General features: G+C 61.1%; 14 protein-coding genes. 4 read left to right on the top strand and 10 right to left on the bottom strand.

Annotation, left to right across the window (positions count from 1 at the left end; translation table 11 throughout):
- Position 1 precedes the first annotated feature (1 nt).
- The 7 genes from P7644_RS17760 to P7644_RS17730 form a co-directional block, all read right to left on the bottom strand.
- Positions 2-790, bottom strand: coding sequence for a crotonase/enoyl-CoA hydratase family protein (locus P7644_RS17760; RefSeq protein ID WP_404300566.1), 789 nt, complete (start codon positions 788-790; stop codon positions 2-4).
- Between the two features lie 35 nt (positions 791-825).
- Positions 826-1,827, bottom strand: coding sequence for a Bug family tripartite tricarboxylate transporter substrate binding protein (locus tag P7644_RS17755; protein ID WP_404300565.1), 1,002 nt, complete (start codon positions 1,825-1,827; stop codon positions 826-828).
- Positions 1,828-1,942: 115 nt separating this feature from the next.
- The gene (locus P7644_RS17750; RefSeq protein WP_404300564.1) at positions 1,943-2,737 is read right to left on the bottom strand and encodes an oxepin-CoA hydrolase, alternative type; all 795 of its coding nucleotides are present in this window, start codon (positions 2,735-2,737) and stop codon (positions 1,943-1,945) included.
- Between the two features lie 3 nt (positions 2,738-2,740).
- Positions 2,741-3,877: an acyl-CoA dehydrogenase family protein gene (locus tag P7644_RS17745; RefSeq protein ID WP_404300563.1), complete on the bottom strand. Its 1,137-nt coding sequence runs from the start codon at positions 3,875-3,877 to the stop codon at positions 2,741-2,743.
- 16 nt (positions 3,878-3,893) lie between these two features.
- Positions 3,894-5,090: an acyl-CoA dehydrogenase family protein gene (locus tag P7644_RS17740; protein WP_404300562.1), complete on the bottom strand. Its 1,197-nt coding sequence runs from the start codon at positions 5,088-5,090 to the stop codon at positions 3,894-3,896.
- An 18-nt stretch (positions 5,091-5,108) separates the two neighbouring features.
- Positions 5,109-6,299: an acetyl-CoA C-acyltransferase gene (locus tag P7644_RS17735; RefSeq protein WP_404300561.1), complete on the bottom strand. Its 1,191-nt coding sequence runs from the start codon at positions 6,297-6,299 to the stop codon at positions 5,109-5,111.
- A 57-nt stretch (positions 6,300-6,356) separates the two neighbouring features.
- Positions 6,357-8,489: a 3-hydroxyacyl-CoA dehydrogenase NAD-binding domain-containing protein gene (locus P7644_RS17730; RefSeq protein WP_404300560.1), complete on the bottom strand. Its 2,133-nt coding sequence runs from the start codon at positions 8,487-8,489 to the stop codon at positions 6,357-6,359.
- Positions 8,490-8,613: 124 nt separating this feature from the next.
- On the opposite strand from P7644_RS17730, the gene P7644_RS17725 reads away from it, so the two are divergent.
- Positions 8,614-9,513, top strand: coding sequence for a LysR family transcriptional regulator (locus tag P7644_RS17725; RefSeq protein ID WP_404300559.1), 900 nt, complete (start codon positions 8,614-8,616; stop codon positions 9,511-9,513).
- A 153-nt stretch (positions 9,514-9,666) separates the two neighbouring features.
- Here P7644_RS17725 and P7644_RS17720 read toward each other — a convergent pair whose 3' ends face one another.
- The 3 genes from P7644_RS17720 to P7644_RS17710 are packed head-to-tail and all read right to left on the bottom strand — an operon-like array spanning position 9,667 to position 11,723.
- Positions 9,667-9,873, bottom strand: coding sequence for a hypothetical protein (locus P7644_RS17720; RefSeq protein ID WP_404300558.1), 207 nt, complete (start codon positions 9,871-9,873; stop codon positions 9,667-9,669).
- Positions 9,874-9,894: 21 nt separating this feature from the next.
- Positions 9,895-10,938, bottom strand: coding sequence for an NAD(P)H-dependent flavin oxidoreductase (locus tag P7644_RS17715; RefSeq protein ID WP_404300557.1), 1,044 nt, complete (start codon positions 10,936-10,938; stop codon positions 9,895-9,897).
- Positions 10,935-11,723, bottom strand: coding sequence for an IclR family transcriptional regulator (locus P7644_RS17710; protein ID WP_404300556.1), 789 nt, complete (start codon positions 11,721-11,723; stop codon positions 10,935-10,937). The genes P7644_RS17715 and P7644_RS17710 overlap by 4 nt, the downstream gene beginning before the upstream one ends.
- A 105-nt stretch (positions 11,724-11,828) precedes the next feature.
- Between P7644_RS17710 and P7644_RS17705 the strand changes: the two genes are divergently transcribed.
- Genes P7644_RS17705 through P7644_RS17695 form a run of 3 tightly spaced genes read left to right on the top strand, consistent with a single transcriptional unit; the run spans position 11,829 to position 15,499 of the window.
- Positions 11,829-13,034 (top strand): iron-containing alcohol dehydrogenase family protein, encoded by a 1,206-nt coding sequence (locus P7644_RS17705; RefSeq protein WP_404300555.1) that lies wholly within the window; start codon positions 11,829-11,831, stop codon positions 13,032-13,034.
- Between the two features lie 10 nt (positions 13,035-13,044).
- On the top strand, positions 13,045-14,508 hold the full coding sequence (locus P7644_RS17700) for an aldehyde dehydrogenase family protein (RefSeq protein ID WP_404300554.1): 1,464 nt from the start codon (positions 13,045-13,047) through the stop codon (positions 14,506-14,508).
- Between the two features lie 25 nt (positions 14,509-14,533).
- Positions 14,534-15,499 (top strand): Bug family tripartite tricarboxylate transporter substrate binding protein, encoded by a 966-nt coding sequence (locus P7644_RS17695; protein WP_404300553.1) that lies wholly within the window; start codon positions 14,534-14,536, stop codon positions 15,497-15,499.
- Positions 15,500-15,552: the final 53 nt, after the last annotated feature.

The following is a 15,552-nucleotide window of genomic DNA, read 5'->3' as shown; positions in this document are numbered from 1 at the left end:
ATCAACGGCCTTGGAAATTTGCTTCCCGGCGCTCAACAAAGGACTTGATTCCCTCCTTACAGTCCTCCGATGAAAGCACCGCACGGCGAATATCAGGAATGGATTCGATCCCCACTTTTTCAGCGGCTTCCCAATATTTCATGGAAGCGATCTTGGTTGCCCTCAGTCCCAGAGGGGCGCACTTGCAGATTTGACGAGCGATTTCCAAAGCGCGTTCACGATGCTTTCCATAGGGGTGAACTTCCTGTACAAAGCCCATCTCCAGCGCTCGCTGAGCGGAGAATTCTTCGCATAGAAAAAGGTGATACATGGCATTGCCCCAACCGGTTCGTGTCAGGTACCGGAAATGCGCGCCGCCAAAGGGGGCAATTCCGCGCTTGGCCTCTACTTGGCCAAAACGTGCAGTCTCTGCAGCGATGACAATGTCGCTCGCCAGCATCATTTCGATTCCTGCAGTGTAGGTAATACCTTGAACTACAAAGATCACTGGTTTCGTGGTTCGGCGCTTCAGCCCAAAGGGATCGACCTGGCCTTCCGGAATAGGCTTTGCCGTTGCCGCAGGACCGAAGAATTTGGGCATGTCGAGGCCTGCCGTCGTGTGCTCGCCAGCCGGATCAACGACCAACACCCAAAGGTCATCGTCCTGCTCGAACTCGGTCAGCAGCAATGAATATTGCTGCATCATTTCAGGCGTCAGGGCATTTTTCTTGGCAGAGTTGTCGATAGTAATCACGCCAACGTGGCCGTCGCGATTCAGGCGCACTTCAGGCGTCTTGACTGCATCATTCATTTGATTCTCCTTAGCTTGCATGATTGGGGATGGGATCAGTCTTCGACCTTGGCTCCTGAAGCCTGGAACATCCGTTTCCAGATTTCGTATTCGGCGTCATAGGCCTGCTTGAACTGTTGAGGGCTGTTGCCCAAGGCGACCAGGCCAAGATCCTTGAGGCGACTCTTGACAGCCTCGGACTGCATCACAACTGCTGTCTCGCGAGCCAACTGCTCGATGATGTAGGAAGGCGTCTTGGCTGGGGCGGCCATGCCGATCCAGCCAACTACACGATAGGCGTCATCCGTCATGCCTTGCTCGATCAGTGTCGGTACATCAGGCAAGGTTTCCATACGTTGCGGTCCCGTGATACCCAACACACGAATCTTTCCGGCCTTTGCCTGGGGCACCGCCACCACGCCACTGCAAATGCCCAACGCAACCTCCCCTGACAGAAGCGCCTGTACCACTGCTGATTCGCCGCGGTAGGGGACATGGATCATGTCGGCTTGCCAAGCTTGGTTCAGGTGCTCCAGCACCAAGTGGGAATAGGATCCGTTTCCATAGGAGCCGTACGACAGCTTGCCCTTGTTCGCCATGAGGTATTGGCGCAGCTCGGCCATATTTTTGACCGGTGATTTCTCAGGAACGCTGACCGTCATGGGTGCTATCGCCAATTGCGAAACCAACGTCAAGTCCTTGCGCGGGTCGTAGGCGAGACGCTTGTACTGAAACTGATTCACCAATAGCGATGAGGTCAGCCCTACGGTGAAAGTCAAGCCATCGGGTTTGGCCTGAGCAACGGCGGCCGTACCGATCGAGCCGCCAGCCCCGGTTCTGTTGTCGACAACGAATGTTTTGCCCAAGTTTTTCTGAAGGCCATCTGCCAACACCCTGGCCGCGATGTCGGTTGCGCCGCCCGGACTGAATGGCACGATCAGTTTGACCGGTGCGGATGGCCACTGACTTTGGGCAAAGAGTGATGGGCATAATCCCATCCCTACGCCCAAGACTGCGCCAGCTTGCACGAAGCCACGGCGTGAACTCAAATCAGTCATTCAAATATCTCCTGTTTCGTTAGTAATTCAAGTTGTTTTGAAATCACATATGAAATGATTCAAAACTATCTTGATGGGTCTTTTTGCGTCGAAAAGCCTTGCATTTCTCGGTAGTTCAACTTCTTAAGCGTTCGAAATCAGGTAGACGCTTTTCCAAAAAGGCAGCTATTCCTTCGCCCGCCTCATCGTCACCCTGACTTTCCACCATCAAACGGGCCTCGAGCGCCAGTTGATCCGCCATCGAGTTCACACAGGCGGCATGCGAAAGATGTTTAATTCGCCCAACTGCCCGCCGCGGCGCCTTGGCAAACTTGTCGCCCAGCGCAAGCGCCGCGTTCAAGGCCTGGCCTTCTTCAACGACTTGGCCGACGGCGCCCAATGCTTGCATCCGCTCTGCCGTGACCGGCATGCCAAGAGCGCAAAGCTCGAACACCACTTGGCGCGGCGCAATTGCCGCTAACGAGGCGGTCAGGCCGCCGTCTGGCGTCAGCCCAGCCTTCACGTACGCGGCAACGAACTTGGCGCTGCGCGACGCCACCACCATGTCGCATGCCAATGCCAGCGACATGCCGGCTCCCGCGGCGCCGCCCTCCACAGCTGCAATTACCGGCACGGGGGATGCCTGGATGCTCTGAATCATTCGGTTGAGCTTGCCTAACCGCGCCAGCCTGGCAGACGGTTCAAGGGATCGATTGGCCAGCAGCTGGTTCAGGTCACCGCCGGCGGAAAAAAAGCCGCCATTCCCGCTGATGACGACGGCGGCCACCGCACCGTCTGTGGCTGCGCTCTCGAGCACAGATCCGAGCTCGTCAAACATCACGGGACTCAGGGCATTGCGTGTCTGGGGAGCGTTCAATACCACGGATATGACCGCCCCTATGCGCTCTATCAACAAACTTGAGGAAGACATTGGCTACTCCTTACCGAACAAAATGAATCGTTCCAGATGGAAGGCTGCGTCTCCCAGTTCGTGGTCGATCATCACGAGCCTCTTTGCGTAATGCGATAGCGGTAACTCGGCCGTCATGCCGACGGCGCCGTGCATCTGCACACATTCCTCGGCTACCAGCGTGCCTACCTTGCCGATCAAGTACTTCGCCGCAGATAGGCTTTTCTCCCTCGCGATTCGGTCCTCCGTGTCGATAGCCGCACTCGCGTTGATCAGTGCCGAGCGCGCCTGCTCTACCTCGATGAGCATCGTGGCCATACGGTGCTGGAGTGCTTGAAAGCTGCCTATAGGAACGCCAAACTGCTTTCGGGTCTTCAGGTAGTCAACCGTGTTTGCCAGTGCCACGTCCATCGCGCCAACCGCCTGCGCGCACAGTGCCAGCACCCCTTTGCCCAGTGCGCGCTCGATGAGCGCAGCTGCCTTGCCCTCATCGCCCAGCATCGCAGCAGCTGGCACGCGCACTCCGTCAAGCACCAGGTCGACAACGCGGCCACCATCGACACTCGGATGCTGGCGCAGGGACACGCCGGCCGTTCCTGCCTGAACCACGAACAACGAAATTCCTTGTACGTCGCCAGGCGCGCCGGATGTCCTGGCGCTTACGACATAGGTCACGGCCGATTGGCCCTGGAAGAGATTGACCTTGCATCCGTTCAAGACCCATTCATCGCCTGCACGGCTGGCCGACGTACCGACATAGGTATGGCTGTATCCCGAGTCGGGCTCGAAATGGCCCAATACCGCGATGGTGTTTCCCGATACCACCCCTTCGGTTAGCGGCTGGTGTACGCTAGATTCAGCATCGAGCAGTACCGTCCCCGCCAGCAGTGCGCTTTCCATAACCGGTTCCAAGATCAGGCCACGGCCGAGGCACTCGAACACGGTTGCGATATCAAAGCCCTGCCCGCCGTAGCCGCCTTGCTTTTCCGTGAAGAGCGCCCCGATGACGCCCAACTCGGCAAGTTGCCGCCATTTTGCTTTGCTGTAGCCCTGCTCGGATGCCGCGATCTCGCGTCGTTCCTCGAAGCTGTACTCCTGCGTCACGTAGCGATTCAACGCATCGGCCAACATGCGGCGATCTTCTGTGTGTTGAAAATTCATGTTCTTTCCTCGCAGCTCACAGACCGAGCATGGACTTCACGATGATGTTGCGCTGGATCTCGTTGGAGCCGCCGTAGATCGAGAGCTTTCGCTGATTCAGATAATTGAGCATCCCCGTTCTGACGTTGCAGGGTCCGCCCTCATACAGAGGCGATGACAAATCACAGGCTGCATCCGGCATCACCCGTGCGTATGGCCCCTGGATGAAGCGCAGCAGGGTGGTCAGCTCCTGGCGGATTTCCGTTCCCTTGACCTTGAGCATCGAGCTTTCAGCGCCCGGAACACCGCCACCGTCGACCGACATGACGACACGCAGGTTCGTGGTTTTCATGGCCTCCAGCTCCACTTCGGCCTTTGCCAGCCTGGCCGCGAAACTCGGCGTATCGATCAACCGGACGCCCGCTACAGTCCGCTCCCGTGCGGCACGCTTGACACGCTCCAGCAGTGCGCAGGCGTGCCCAACGCCTGCCACACCGGTACGCTCATACGTCAGCAGATACTTGGCGCAATCCCATCCACGGTTTTCTTCGCCGACCAGGTTCTCCACGGGAACGCGTACGTTGGTGAAGAAGACTTCGTTGACTTCGTGCTCGTCGTCCAAGGTGATGACAGGCCGCATCTCGATGCCAGGTGTAGCCAGGTCGATCAACAGGAAGCTGATTCCCTGCTGCTTCTTTGCCGCCATATCGGTACGCACCAGGCAGAAGATCATGTTGGCGAAATGCCCCTGTGTCGTCCACGTCTTCTGCCCGTTGACGATGTAGTGATCGCCTTCGCGGATCGCTGTCGTGCGCACGCTCGCCAGATCCGATCCCGAGTTGGGCTCGGAGTACCCCTGGCACCACCAATCGGCTCCGTCGAGCAAGCGTGGCAGCCAGTGCTTCTTTTGTGCCTCTGTGCCGAACTTGATGATGACGGGGGCCAACATGCTCAGCCCGAACGGGATGATGCGTGGTGCGTTGGCTAGCGCACATTCATGTTCAAAGATGAATCGCTGTATCGCAGTCCAGCCGGTACCGCCGTGCTCGACAGGCCAGTGGCTGGCGAGCCAACCTTGTCGGTTGACGATCGCGTGCCATTCTTCGTGCTCAGCCTTGCTCAGATGGCAGCCGGCGGCTACCTTCGTGGAAAGTCTTGACGGCAGTTTCGCGGCAAGAAACTCACGCACTTCATCACGAAAGGCCTGCTCTTCGGACGTGTAGTTCAGATCCATTGACTTTCTCGCTTTCCGTCAGAAGATCTCGAACAGGCCTGCCGCCCCCATGCCGCCGCCCATGCACATGGTGACGACTGCGTACTTTTCCTTGCGACGCCGCCCTTCGAGCAGTACATGCCCCACTAGGCGCGAACCCGTGACGCCAAACGGATGTCCGACAGCGATGGCGCCTCCGTCCACGTTGAGTTTTTCCATGGGAATGCCCAGGCGCTGTTGGCAATAAAGCGCCTGAGACGCAAAAGCCTCGTTAAGCTCCCACAAGCCGATGTCATCAATCGTCAAACCATGGCGCTTGAGGAGTTTGGGAACAGCAAACACCGGTCCAATGCCCATCTCGTCGGCTTCGCAGCCGGCCACAGCCATCCCCCGGAACGCGCCCAACGGCTCCAGCCCCAGGCGCTCGGCCTCACGCGCCTCGATCAACACGCAGGCCGAAGCGCCATCGGAGCGCTGCGACGCATTGCCAGCGGTGACGAATTGTCCAGAGCCTCGCACCGGAGCCAGCTTGGCCAACCCTTCTAACGTGGTGTCCGGGCGATTGCAGTTATCAGCGTCCACGTTGACTTCGGTGCGGTCGACGACGTTTCCCTGGCTGTCGAATGCGCCCATGGTGGCTTTGCACGGGACGATCTCTTGGGCGAAGCGGCCTGCCGTCTGCGCTGCAGCCGTTCTTTGTTGGCTTTGCAGCGCGAATTGATCTTGGGACTCGCGGCTGATGCCATAACGCTGCGCGACGATGTCGGCCGTCTCGATCATTGGCATGTACATCGCTGGACGGTTCTCGTAGATCCATTGATCGATGTCCGGGTCAGATACAGAAACCGGACCGCGCGCCTTGATCAGAGAAACGCTTTCCACGCCACCAGCGATCAGGGCCGATGCGCCATCAGCCACGATGCGGCCAGCCGCCATTGCAATGGCTTGTAACCCCGATGCACAAAAGCGGTTGACCGTAGCGCCGGCAATCCCGACGGGGAGCCCAGCGCGAACGGCGGCCATGTGACCAATGTTTTTTCCGGTAGTACCCTCGGGGAAAGCACAGCCAAGGATGCAGTCTTCAAGTTGCTCCGGATCCACCTTGGAGCGCTCAACGGCTGCGCGTAGCGCGTAGGCGGCCAGTGAAGGTCCGGGCGTAATGTTGAAAGCGCCTCGATTCGCCTTTGTCAAGGGCGTGCGAGCGGTGGACACGATAAGGGCTTCACGCATACGTGGCTCCAAAATTGACTATTGAGAATGGTTAGGTTGAGGTTTTGATCTGACGCATCAGGCCAATGCGGTATTCAGGGACGCAAAGTTGCGTCCTTCTCGGACCAGTTCGACCAGAAGCGGGGAAGGGCGCCAGAACGCGGGATCCTCTTTCGCGAACGTCTCGATATCAGCCAGGATGCTTCCAAGGCCCTGACTGTCGGCATAAAACATGGGGCCGCCACGAAATCTCGGGAAACCAAAGCCATGGACAAAGACAACGTCCACGTCCAGGGGGCGCAGCGCAATACCTTCGTGGACTACATTGGCCCCTTCGTTGATCATGGCTGCCAAGTAGCGACGCAGAATCTCTTCGGGTTTGAAGGGACGCGGAGTGATTCCGGCGCGCTTGCGTTCCTCGTCGACAATCGCCAAGACTTCGGGGTCAGGCTGCCCAACCCGTGCGCCGTCGCGATACAGATACCAGCCACGCCCGGTCTTCTGCCCAAACCAACCGCGCTCGGCAATCCGGTCGGCGATCTGTACATAGCGCTGCTTGGGATCACGCGTGGCTGCCTGACGCTTGCGCGTCGCCCAGCCAATGTCCCCCCCCGAAAGATCAGAAACCTGGAGCGGCCCCATGGGGTAGCCGAAGCTGCGCAGCGCCTCGTCGATCTCGTAGGGCGAGGCGCCGTCTTCGATCATGTAATCGGCCGCGCGGCGATACACAGAAAGAATGCGGTTTCCAATGAAGCCGTCACACACGCCCGCTCGCACGGCCACTTTCTTCAGGCGACGTGCAAAGGCGAACGCCGTAGCGACGGCATCCGCGCTGGCGAGGCGCGGCACAACCACTTCCAGCAGACGCATGACATGGGCCGGCGCGAAGAAGTGCAGCCCGATCACGTCTTGCGGGCGCGAAGTCCTGGCAGCTATCTCGTCAATATCGAGATATGAGGTGTTGGTGGCCAGCAAAGCGCCTGGCTTGCAGACACGGTCCAACTCCATGAACACCGCATGCTTGATCGCCATGTCTTCGAAGACGGCTTCGATGACCAGGTCGGAATCGCCCAGCGCTGCGTACTCGGTCGAACTCGTCAAGCGGTGCAGCACCGCATCGCGTCCCTCTGGAGTCATCCGTCCCTTGGCAACCAAGTCGGCGTATACGTTTTCGATCCGCTCCACGCCTCGCGCCAGTGAACCCGCATCGCGCTCTAGCAACGTAACCCGCAGGTCTGCGTTCAAGGCTGCGACGGCGATGCCTGCTCCCATGGTTCCACCGCCGACGACGCCAACCTGCTCGATTGGCCGTGCTTTTCCTCGGTCGGCCTCCGGCACTTTGGTGGCCTGGCGCTCGGAGAAGAAGGCATGGATCAGCCCTGCACGCTGAGGACTGTCGACACATTGCTGGAATACCCGCTGCTCGAATACCATCGCATCGTCGAAAGAGTCCCGCACGGAGGCCTCGACCGCATCGACAATCAAGTGAGGCGACAGCAGCAATGGGCTGCGCTTGCGCTGGGTTTCACGAGCGACGGCCAGCGCGTTCAGGTCTTGCTCGTCGCCGCGCACGGCGCCGGCACTGCGCGTAGGACGTGGTGCGGTCTTTGCACGCAACAGTTCCTCAACGTATGTCAGGCCGGCCTTGGCCGCATCACCGCCCTTGCCGATGCGGTCGACGAGGCCGAGGGCTAGCGCCTCTTCTGCCCCGATATGACGCCCGGTCAACATCAAATCCAATGCCGCAGAGACTCCGATCAAGCGCGGCAGGCGCTGCGTACCACCAGAACCGGGCAAGAGACCGAGAAGAACTTCCGGCAGACCAAGCCGAGCCCCATCAACCGCAAGTCGGTAATGTGCGCTCAGCGCAAGCTCCAGGCCGCCCCCTAGAGCTGCGCCTTGGATAGCGGCCACCACCAGCTTGGATGCCCCCTCAAGGCGAGCACAAATGTCGCGGACGAAAGGAGGCTGACGCGGCTTGCCGAACTCGCGGATATCGGCGCCACCCACAAAGTTGCCGCCACCGCCAACGATCAACATGGCGGCAATGGACGGATCTTGCTCGAGCCGGTCTGCCGCTGCAGCCAAGCCCTGCCGAACCGGGAGCCCGAGCGCGTTGACAGGGGGGTGGTTGATCGTGACCAAGAGCACCGGCCCATGTACTTCCATCTGTACTGGCGCGTAGGCCCGATTCGATTCCGCTTGAGTCATCCATGTCTCCTACTGGTGTTTCGTTAGAGCAGTGGAATCATTGTTCAATGGATTATAAAATTTGACAATTCCAAAAATTCGTTGACATATACGCAAATTACATTTGCGTATGGAGAGGTTCACTATGGAAAGCATCGCCCTATTGCATTTGGTTGAAATCGTTGATGCCGGCAACATCAGTGCGGCAGCGCGGCGCCTGAAGATGACGCGGGCAAACGTGAGCTATCACCTCAACCAACTGGAGCGAAATGTCGGCGCCAAACTATTGCGACGGACCACTCGCAGCTTGGCGCTGACAGAAGTTGGACAGCGCCTGTACCAACAGGGCTGTGTGATCAAGAACGCATTGGCAGTTGCACAAGAAGCGGCTTCACAGGGCCAGACCGCCCTGCAAGGACTCATTCGGCTATCAGTTCCGAATGGTTATGGCCAGCTGGTGATGACGCCGTGGTTGCTGCAGTTCAAACATTTGCACCCGGGCATCAATCTCGATGTCATCTTCGAAAATCGGATCCATGATCTGATACGCGATGAAGTCGACTTGGCGGTGCGCGTGCTCTCGGATCCACCCCAAAATTTGGAAGCTCGTGATCTTGGACCCGTGAATGTCATTGCATGTGCATCACGCGAATACGCTGAGAAGCATGGACTTCCGCAGCAGTTGGATGATTTGAAAAGGTTTCCCACCATTACTTCATCAGTGATCGGCAAGAAGCTGCGCGTCGCGGCGACACAGGCAGGCGTCAGGCACGAACTGCTGTTGGAGCCCTCGCTGGCTTCAGACAACTTTCTCTTCTTACGAGATGCAGTGCTGGATGATCTAGGCGTTGGCCTGGTTGCTGATTACCTTGTTCAGGAGCACATCGCTTCTGGAAAGGTCGTGCAGGCACTGCGAGACTGGGAGCTTTCCATCTTTGGCAATCGAATGCATCTCTTGTTTATGCCGGACAAGTATCACACCCGTACAGTGGCGACATTCATCGAATTCCTGGTAGACAAGGCAAAACTCCTGGCGCATGTCTAGGTGTCACATCCCGAACGATCATATGGTCGCTTATGAAACAGATCCGGTTGCTCCTGATACCACTGCTTCATGGTCTGCATATGCACGTTGGACAATTCGACGGGGCGAGTGCTCAATAGGTGTCGCTACTTGAGCCTGAATGAAATCATCCTTCTATGAATCCAAAAAAATCCCCGCAGGGCGATCGTCCTGCGGGGATTTTTCTGAGAGCCTGTTCAAAGTCTCTGCGCGCGTCAGTGATTGCCCGAGTGGCGCATTCACTTGCCGTAGCTCAGCGACCGGATAACCCGCTGGCAGCAGGATCAGTGTTGTCAGCGGATGCCATGACTCGCCAAAGATGACGACTGCTGTCTGATCCATCAGCGTTATCCATCCAAGCGATCAAATGGAACCAAGCATGCGTTGAAAGCGGCCGCTGGCCTCGGCGCATTCCCTTTGCAGCCGGGCGACGATGCCCGCCACCGGCTCCACCGCGCGTGCAAACCCCACTGCGGGTCCCATGGACAGCATGCCTTCTTCATGCTGACCGGCCTGGTAAGCCAGGGCTTGCGTGCGCTCGCCGCTGATCAGGTCGCCGAACTCCGGGTAGCTGCGCGCGCCCGCCTGTTCCAGCGCGGCAACCTTGCGAGCGTTGTCGTTGTCGAGCACGCGCCAGGTGTCACCCAGGCTGCCGAGCACGGCCCGGGTGCCGTGCGCATCGGTGGCAACCACGCGCCGCTTGTAGGCCTCGTGGGCAGGCGTTTCCAACGCCGGGGTGAACACGCTGCCCATCACCACCGCATCCGCCCCCAGCGCTAACGCAGCGGCGATCTGCCGGCCATGGCCGATGCCGCCACCCAGCGCGAGCGGAATATGCAACTGCTCTAGCGCATACGCCCCGTTGAGGAAGGTCGGCAAGGGGTTGCTTCCCGGGTGGCCGCCTTCCTCCATGCCCACCAGCGTGACGGCATCCACGCCCATGTTCTGCGCGGCAACCGCGTGGCGCACATGGGCGCATTTGTGGATGACGACCGCGCCGGCTTCGCGGATGGCCGGAAGCAGTTGCGTGGGAGGCAAGCCAGCCGTTTCGAAAATGCGAACGCCTTCCTCCAGCGCGATGTGCAGGCGCGCAAGCATCCCGTCGTTGTGCGCCGCACGGCGCGAAAGCGTGAGATTGACGCCAAAGGCCAGGCCGCCCGTCAGCGCGCGGCAGTCCCGCAGTGCCTGCCGGAATGCCTCGTCCGTGCGCGAGCTGCGCGCGGTGATGAAGCCCATGCCACCGGCGCGCACCATGGCGGCCACCAAGCGGGCATCGGACAGCCACATCATCCCGCCCAACAGCAGCGGCCAGCGAATGCCCAGCAGTTCGGTGATGCGCGTGGGCCATTGCGGCGGGATCGGCCTTTTCGCTTCGGCGCGCCAAGCCGTGTATGCGTTCGCACTCATACGTGCCGTCCCATCAGCAGGATCGGCTGCAGTTCGCGGGCGAGCTGGGCCAGCAGGGGCCCCACCTCATCCAGCATGAGGGCTTGTGGAAGTAGCGAGGCCGGGCCTCCGCAGCTGACCACATAGCGCTCGCCAACGGGCAGCTCGATCGTCGCCGCCACCGTATTGATCTGGTACTGCGGGCGCTCATGGAACACGAAGCCGCGCGCCGGGTACAGCGCCAGGGCCTTCGCCATGGCCTGCTGCTCCGCCGCATCGGCCCCCCCCTTGCCGCTGGCGCTGGCTTGCGCGAGCAGACCCGAGCGCTCTTCGGGCGCGCAGCAGGCCAGGTAGGCCCAACCAATGGCGCTGTGAAACAGCGGAATCCTGGATCCCACCCGCAGGTTCATCAGCAACGGCGAATTCCCCTGGCAGCGCAGCAGGTAGACGATGCTGTCGCCGTCCCGCCGGCCCAGCGCCACCGCCGCCTGGTAGCGATCAGCCAGCGATTGCAGCAGGGGACGGATGACCTCCAGCGCCTCCTGCCCCGCCAGCGCCGCACCACCCAGCGCAATCGCGGCCACCCCCAATTGCAACTTCTCCTTGCCCGGCACGGCGTTCAGAAAGCCCGTCTTTTGCAAGGTATGACACAGCCGCCAGACGGTGGGCTGCGCCAAGCCGGTCAGGTGGGCAATCTCCGTGGTGCCCAGCATGCGCCGCTCTGCGTCGAAGCAGCGCAGGATCTCCAGCCCGCGCGCGAGCGCCGTCACGAATTGCCGGTCTGGTTCGGATGCTTCAGTTTGCACGTCGACGTCGCGTGCGGACGCAGAGACTCTTGACATAGCCTTGTTACCTTTCTATCATTAATTCATTATACGAATTTGTAATTCGTTGTGCGAATTTTACGAGATATGAAAGACGAAATCAAGCACTTGCAAAGCCCTCTCTCCCTAACCGGGGGATGCATCTCTTGGCCAGGCGTTTGCTATTGGGGGGACGATGCGCTGGCCAGCGCCATCCAGGCCGCCGGCCCGCGCCTGCGACATCCCCTGGTGGTCACCGACGCTGCCGTCTGGCGCGCCGTCGGCCCCGCCGTGCAACTCTCGCTGGCGACTGCGCCGGGGCTGCAATGGCATGTCTATGACGGGGTTTCGCCCAACCCCACGCTGGCCCAGGTACGGGCTGCGTTGGACAGGGCGCGGGCCCAGGGCTGCGCCAGCATCGTCGCGGTGGGCGGCGGCAGCGCCATTGATGTCGCCAAGCTGGTGTTCGCGTGTCTGGCCGGTGGTCTGGCGGTGGAGGAACTGCCAACACCGCGTGGCCAGGCCTGGCTGGCGGCTGCCGCAATGCCCGATGACCCGCTGTTCCTGGCCATTCCGACCACGGCAGGCACCGGCAGCGAAAGCAGTTCGGCGGCGTTGATTCAGGGCGAGGATGGCCGCAAGCGCCTGTTCCGATCGCTGCGCACCCGGCCGGCGCTGGTGGCGCTGCAGCCGCAACTGACGCTCAGCCTGCCCTTTGGTCCCACAGCGCAGGGCGGCTTCGACGCCTTGCTGCACGCACTGGGCGCCTGGGTCAACACCGATCCGTCCCCCATCGGCAAGGCCATGGCGCTGCATGCCCTGCGGCTGTGCCTGCAGGCCTACCCGGCGGTGCTGCGCACGCCCGATAGCCTGCAGGCCCGCGCCGAGATGCAGATGGGCGCCTACATGGCCGGCGTGGCCATCGGCATGAGCAAGGTGGATGCGGTGCATGGCATGTGCACGCCGCTGGAAGCACGCATGCACATGGCGCACGCCGAGGTGCTGGCCCCCGTGTTTAGCGTGGTCGCGCGCTACACGGTGCAGACGCATGCCCGCCCCTACGCCGATGCGGCGCGGGCGCTGGGCATGGCTCACACCGGCGGCGACCAGCGAGACGCCCTCGCGTTGATCGAGGCGGTGGAATCCCTGGCCCGGCAAGGGCGGATCGCCACGCGCTTTGCCGATCTGCGCCTCTCGGACCAGGACGCCGGGCAGCTTGCCGCCCAGGCGCTGCAAAGCGCATCCACGCCCTTGAATCCGCGTCCCCTGATGCTAGAGGAAATCAAGTCGCTGTATCTGCAACTGGCGATGTAAGGAGCCTGGAATGAATGTCATCGATTCCCAACCCTACGAATTGCTCATCGGGCAGCGCTGGACCGCCGGCTCCCAGGGCCACACCTTCGACACCTTGAATCCGGCCACGGGCCAGGTGCTGGCCCAGGTGCACGAGGCCAGCGAAGCCGACGTGGACGCCGCCGTGCGCGCGGCCCATGAAGCCTACGAGAAATACTGGCGCAAGACCACGCCTGCCGAACGCGGCAGGCTTCTGCGGCGTTTGGCCGCGTTGTTTGAGCGCGACCGCGAAAAGATCGCGTGGATCGAAACGCTGAACGTGGGCAAACCCATCACCCACTCGCTGGACTCGCTCAAGGCCATGCCCTCGTCGCTGGAGTACTTCGCCGGCATCATCCCGGCCGTGCGCGGCGAAACGATTCCGGTGGGCGACAACGACGTGCTCAATTTCACCCTCCGCGAACCGCTGGGCGTGTGTGCGCTGATCACGCCCTGGAACTACCCGATGACGCTCACCGTGAACAAGCTCGGGCCGGCGCTGGCAGCGGGCAACACGGTGATCCTCAAGCCGTCTGAAGTCACGCCGCTGTCCGCCATGGCCCTGGCGCGGCTGTTCGAGGAAGCCGGCTTTCCACCCGGCGTGGTGAACGTGGTCAACGGCCAGGGCGCCACCGTGGGCGAGCGCCTCGTGACGCACTCGCTGGTGTCGCGCGTGTCGTTCACCGGCGGCACGGTGACGGGCGCCAGGATCCAAGCCTCCACGGCCAGCGATGTCAAGCGCGTGACGCTGGAGCTGGGTGGCAAGTCGCCCCTGATCGTGTTCGCAGATGCGCCGCTGGACAAGGCGGTGGCCGTGGCGGCGGGTGACATCATCAAGAACTCCGGCCAGGTCTGCATTGCCTGCACGCGGCTGCTGGTGCAGGAATCCGTTCGCGACGAGTTCCTCGGCCAGCTGCAACAGCGGCTAGACACCGTTCGCGTCGGCTCGCCGTCAGACGCTGCCACAGAGATGGGACCGCTGGTGAGCGCCGCGCAAAAAAAGCGCGTGGAAAAGTACATCCAGCTGGCGGGTGACGAAGGCGCCACGCCAGCGGTGCATGGCAACTTGCTGCTGGACAACGCGACGCAGCCGGGTTTCTTCGTGCGCCCCACGCTGCTGCTGAATTCGCACAACCGCATGCAGTCCGCGCAGGACGAAATCTTCGGGCCGGTGCAGTCGGTCATCGGCTTCCGCGACGAGGCAGACGCCCTGCGCATCGCCAACGACTCGCGCTACGGCTTGGCTGCCGTGCTGTTCACACACGACGGCGGCCGTGCCCTGCGCATGGCGCGCGGCCTCCAGTCGGGCAGCGTGGCCATCAACACCGGCGTGCGCACCTCGTTCGACGCGCCGTTCGGCGGCTACAAGCAGTCCGGCATCGGTAAGGAGCGCGGGCTGGAGGCGATCTACGAAAACACCCAGCTCAAGAACGTCAAGTACGACATGGGCGTGTGACCCCTCTTTTGCATAGGAGATCCTGATGAACACTGGAAGCAAACTCATTTGCGGCATCGCCGCCCTCACGCTGGCGGCGAGCGCATTCGCCGACTGGCCCGAAAAGCCCATTCGCATGGTGATCGGTTTTGCACCTGGCGGTGCATCGGACATCGCTTTCAAGATGGTGCAGGACGAGCTGTCGAAAAGGCTGGGCCAACCGGTCGTTCCCGACTACAGGCCCGGCGCCAACGGCAACATCGCCAACCAGGCTGCCGCCACTGCCGCACCCGACGGCTATACGGCGTTGTGGGCCAACGTAGGGCCATTGGCCATTAACACCTATCTCTACAAGGGCGTCAAGATCGATCCGGCCAAGGCCTTTGTGCCGGTCACGCAGCTGACAGATTCACCGCTGGTGGTCGTGGTGCCCAAGTCATCTCCCTACCGCAGCATGCAGGAACTGGTGCAGGCCGCCAAGAAGCCTGACGTCAACATGACCTACGGCTCCGCAGGCCCCGGCAGTTCCATGCACGTCTCGGGAGCATCCCTGGCGCTGGCTTTGAATTCGCCAATGACCCACGTGCCATACAAGGGGAGCGCGCCGGCGATCCAGGATCTGCTGGCCGGACGCCTCACCTTCATGGTAGACAGCCGTTCCACCACCCTGCCGTTCGTACAGGATGGTTCGCTGCGCGCACTGGCCGTCAGCGGCGACAAGCGGGTCGCGGACATGCCCGATGTGCCCACCGTCGCTGAATCGGGCGTGCCGGGCTTCAAGGTCACCACCTGGCAGGCCGTGGTCATGCCTGCGGGAACGCCCCAGCCCATCGTCGACAAGCTGTCCAAGGCACTGCGCGAGACGTTGAATACGCCCGCGGTACGCGAGCGCTTTGCCCGCATCCACACGCCGCTGGTGGGTAGCACGCCAGAGGAGTTCGCCAAGTTCTGGGCTAAGGAACGGGCGGACGCCAAGACGCTGGTGGAGAAAGCGAAGCTGCAGATCGATTGATGGCTGAACCCGTCACTTCGCTCTGCCGAATAACTCATCAAATGGAATATTGG

This window comes from Alicycliphilus denitrificans (assembly GCF_044792555.1).
GTDB classification, from domain to species: domain Bacteria; phylum Pseudomonadota; class Gammaproteobacteria; order Burkholderiales; family Burkholderiaceae_C; genus Alicycliphilus; species Alicycliphilus denitrificans_A.
The sequence above is the reverse complement of the archived record's forward strand: the minus strand, read 5'-3'. Positions and strand labels throughout refer to the sequence as shown.

Coding starts and splice junctions, on each gene's coding strand:
- P7644_RS17760 (WP_404300566.1), bottom strand. CDS start 790: ATGAATGATGCAGTCAAGACGCCTGAAGTGCGCCTGAATCGCGACGGC.
- P7644_RS17755 (WP_404300565.1), bottom strand. CDS start 1,827: ATGACTGATTTGAGTTCACGCCGTGGCTTCGTGCAAGCTGGCGCAGTC.
- P7644_RS17750 (WP_404300564.1), bottom strand. CDS start 2,737: ATGTCTTCCTCAAGTTTGTTGATAGAGCGCATAGGGGCGGTCATATCC.
- P7644_RS17745 (WP_404300563.1), bottom strand. CDS start 3,877: ATGAATTTTCAACACACAGAAGATCGCCGCATGTTGGCCGATGCGTTG.
- P7644_RS17740 (WP_404300562.1), bottom strand. CDS start 5,090: ATGGATCTGAACTACACGTCCGAAGAGCAGGCCTTTCGTGATGAAGTG.
- P7644_RS17735 (WP_404300561.1), bottom strand. CDS start 6,299: ATGCGTGAAGCCCTTATCGTGTCCACCGCTCGCACGCCCTTGACAAAG.
- P7644_RS17730 (WP_404300560.1), bottom strand. CDS start 8,489: ATGACTCAAGCGGAATCGAATCGGGCCTACGCGCCAGTACAGATGGAA.
- P7644_RS17725 (WP_404300559.1), top strand. CDS start 8,614: ATGGAAAGCATCGCCCTATTGCATTTGGTTGAAATCGTTGATGCCGGC.
- P7644_RS17720 (WP_404300558.1), bottom strand. CDS start 9,873: ATGGATCAGACAGCAGTCGTCATCTTTGGCGAGTCATGGCATCCGCTG.
- P7644_RS17715 (WP_404300557.1), bottom strand. CDS start 10,938: ATGAGTGCGAACGCATACACGGCTTGGCGCGCCGAAGCGAAAAGGCCG.
- P7644_RS17705 (WP_404300555.1), top strand. CDS start 11,829: ATGAAAGACGAAATCAAGCACTTGCAAAGCCCTCTCTCCCTAACCGGG.
- P7644_RS17700 (WP_404300554.1), top strand. CDS start 13,045: ATGAATGTCATCGATTCCCAACCCTACGAATTGCTCATCGGGCAGCGC.
- P7644_RS17695 (WP_404300553.1), top strand. CDS start 14,534: ATGAACACTGGAAGCAAACTCATTTGCGGCATCGCCGCCCTCACGCTG.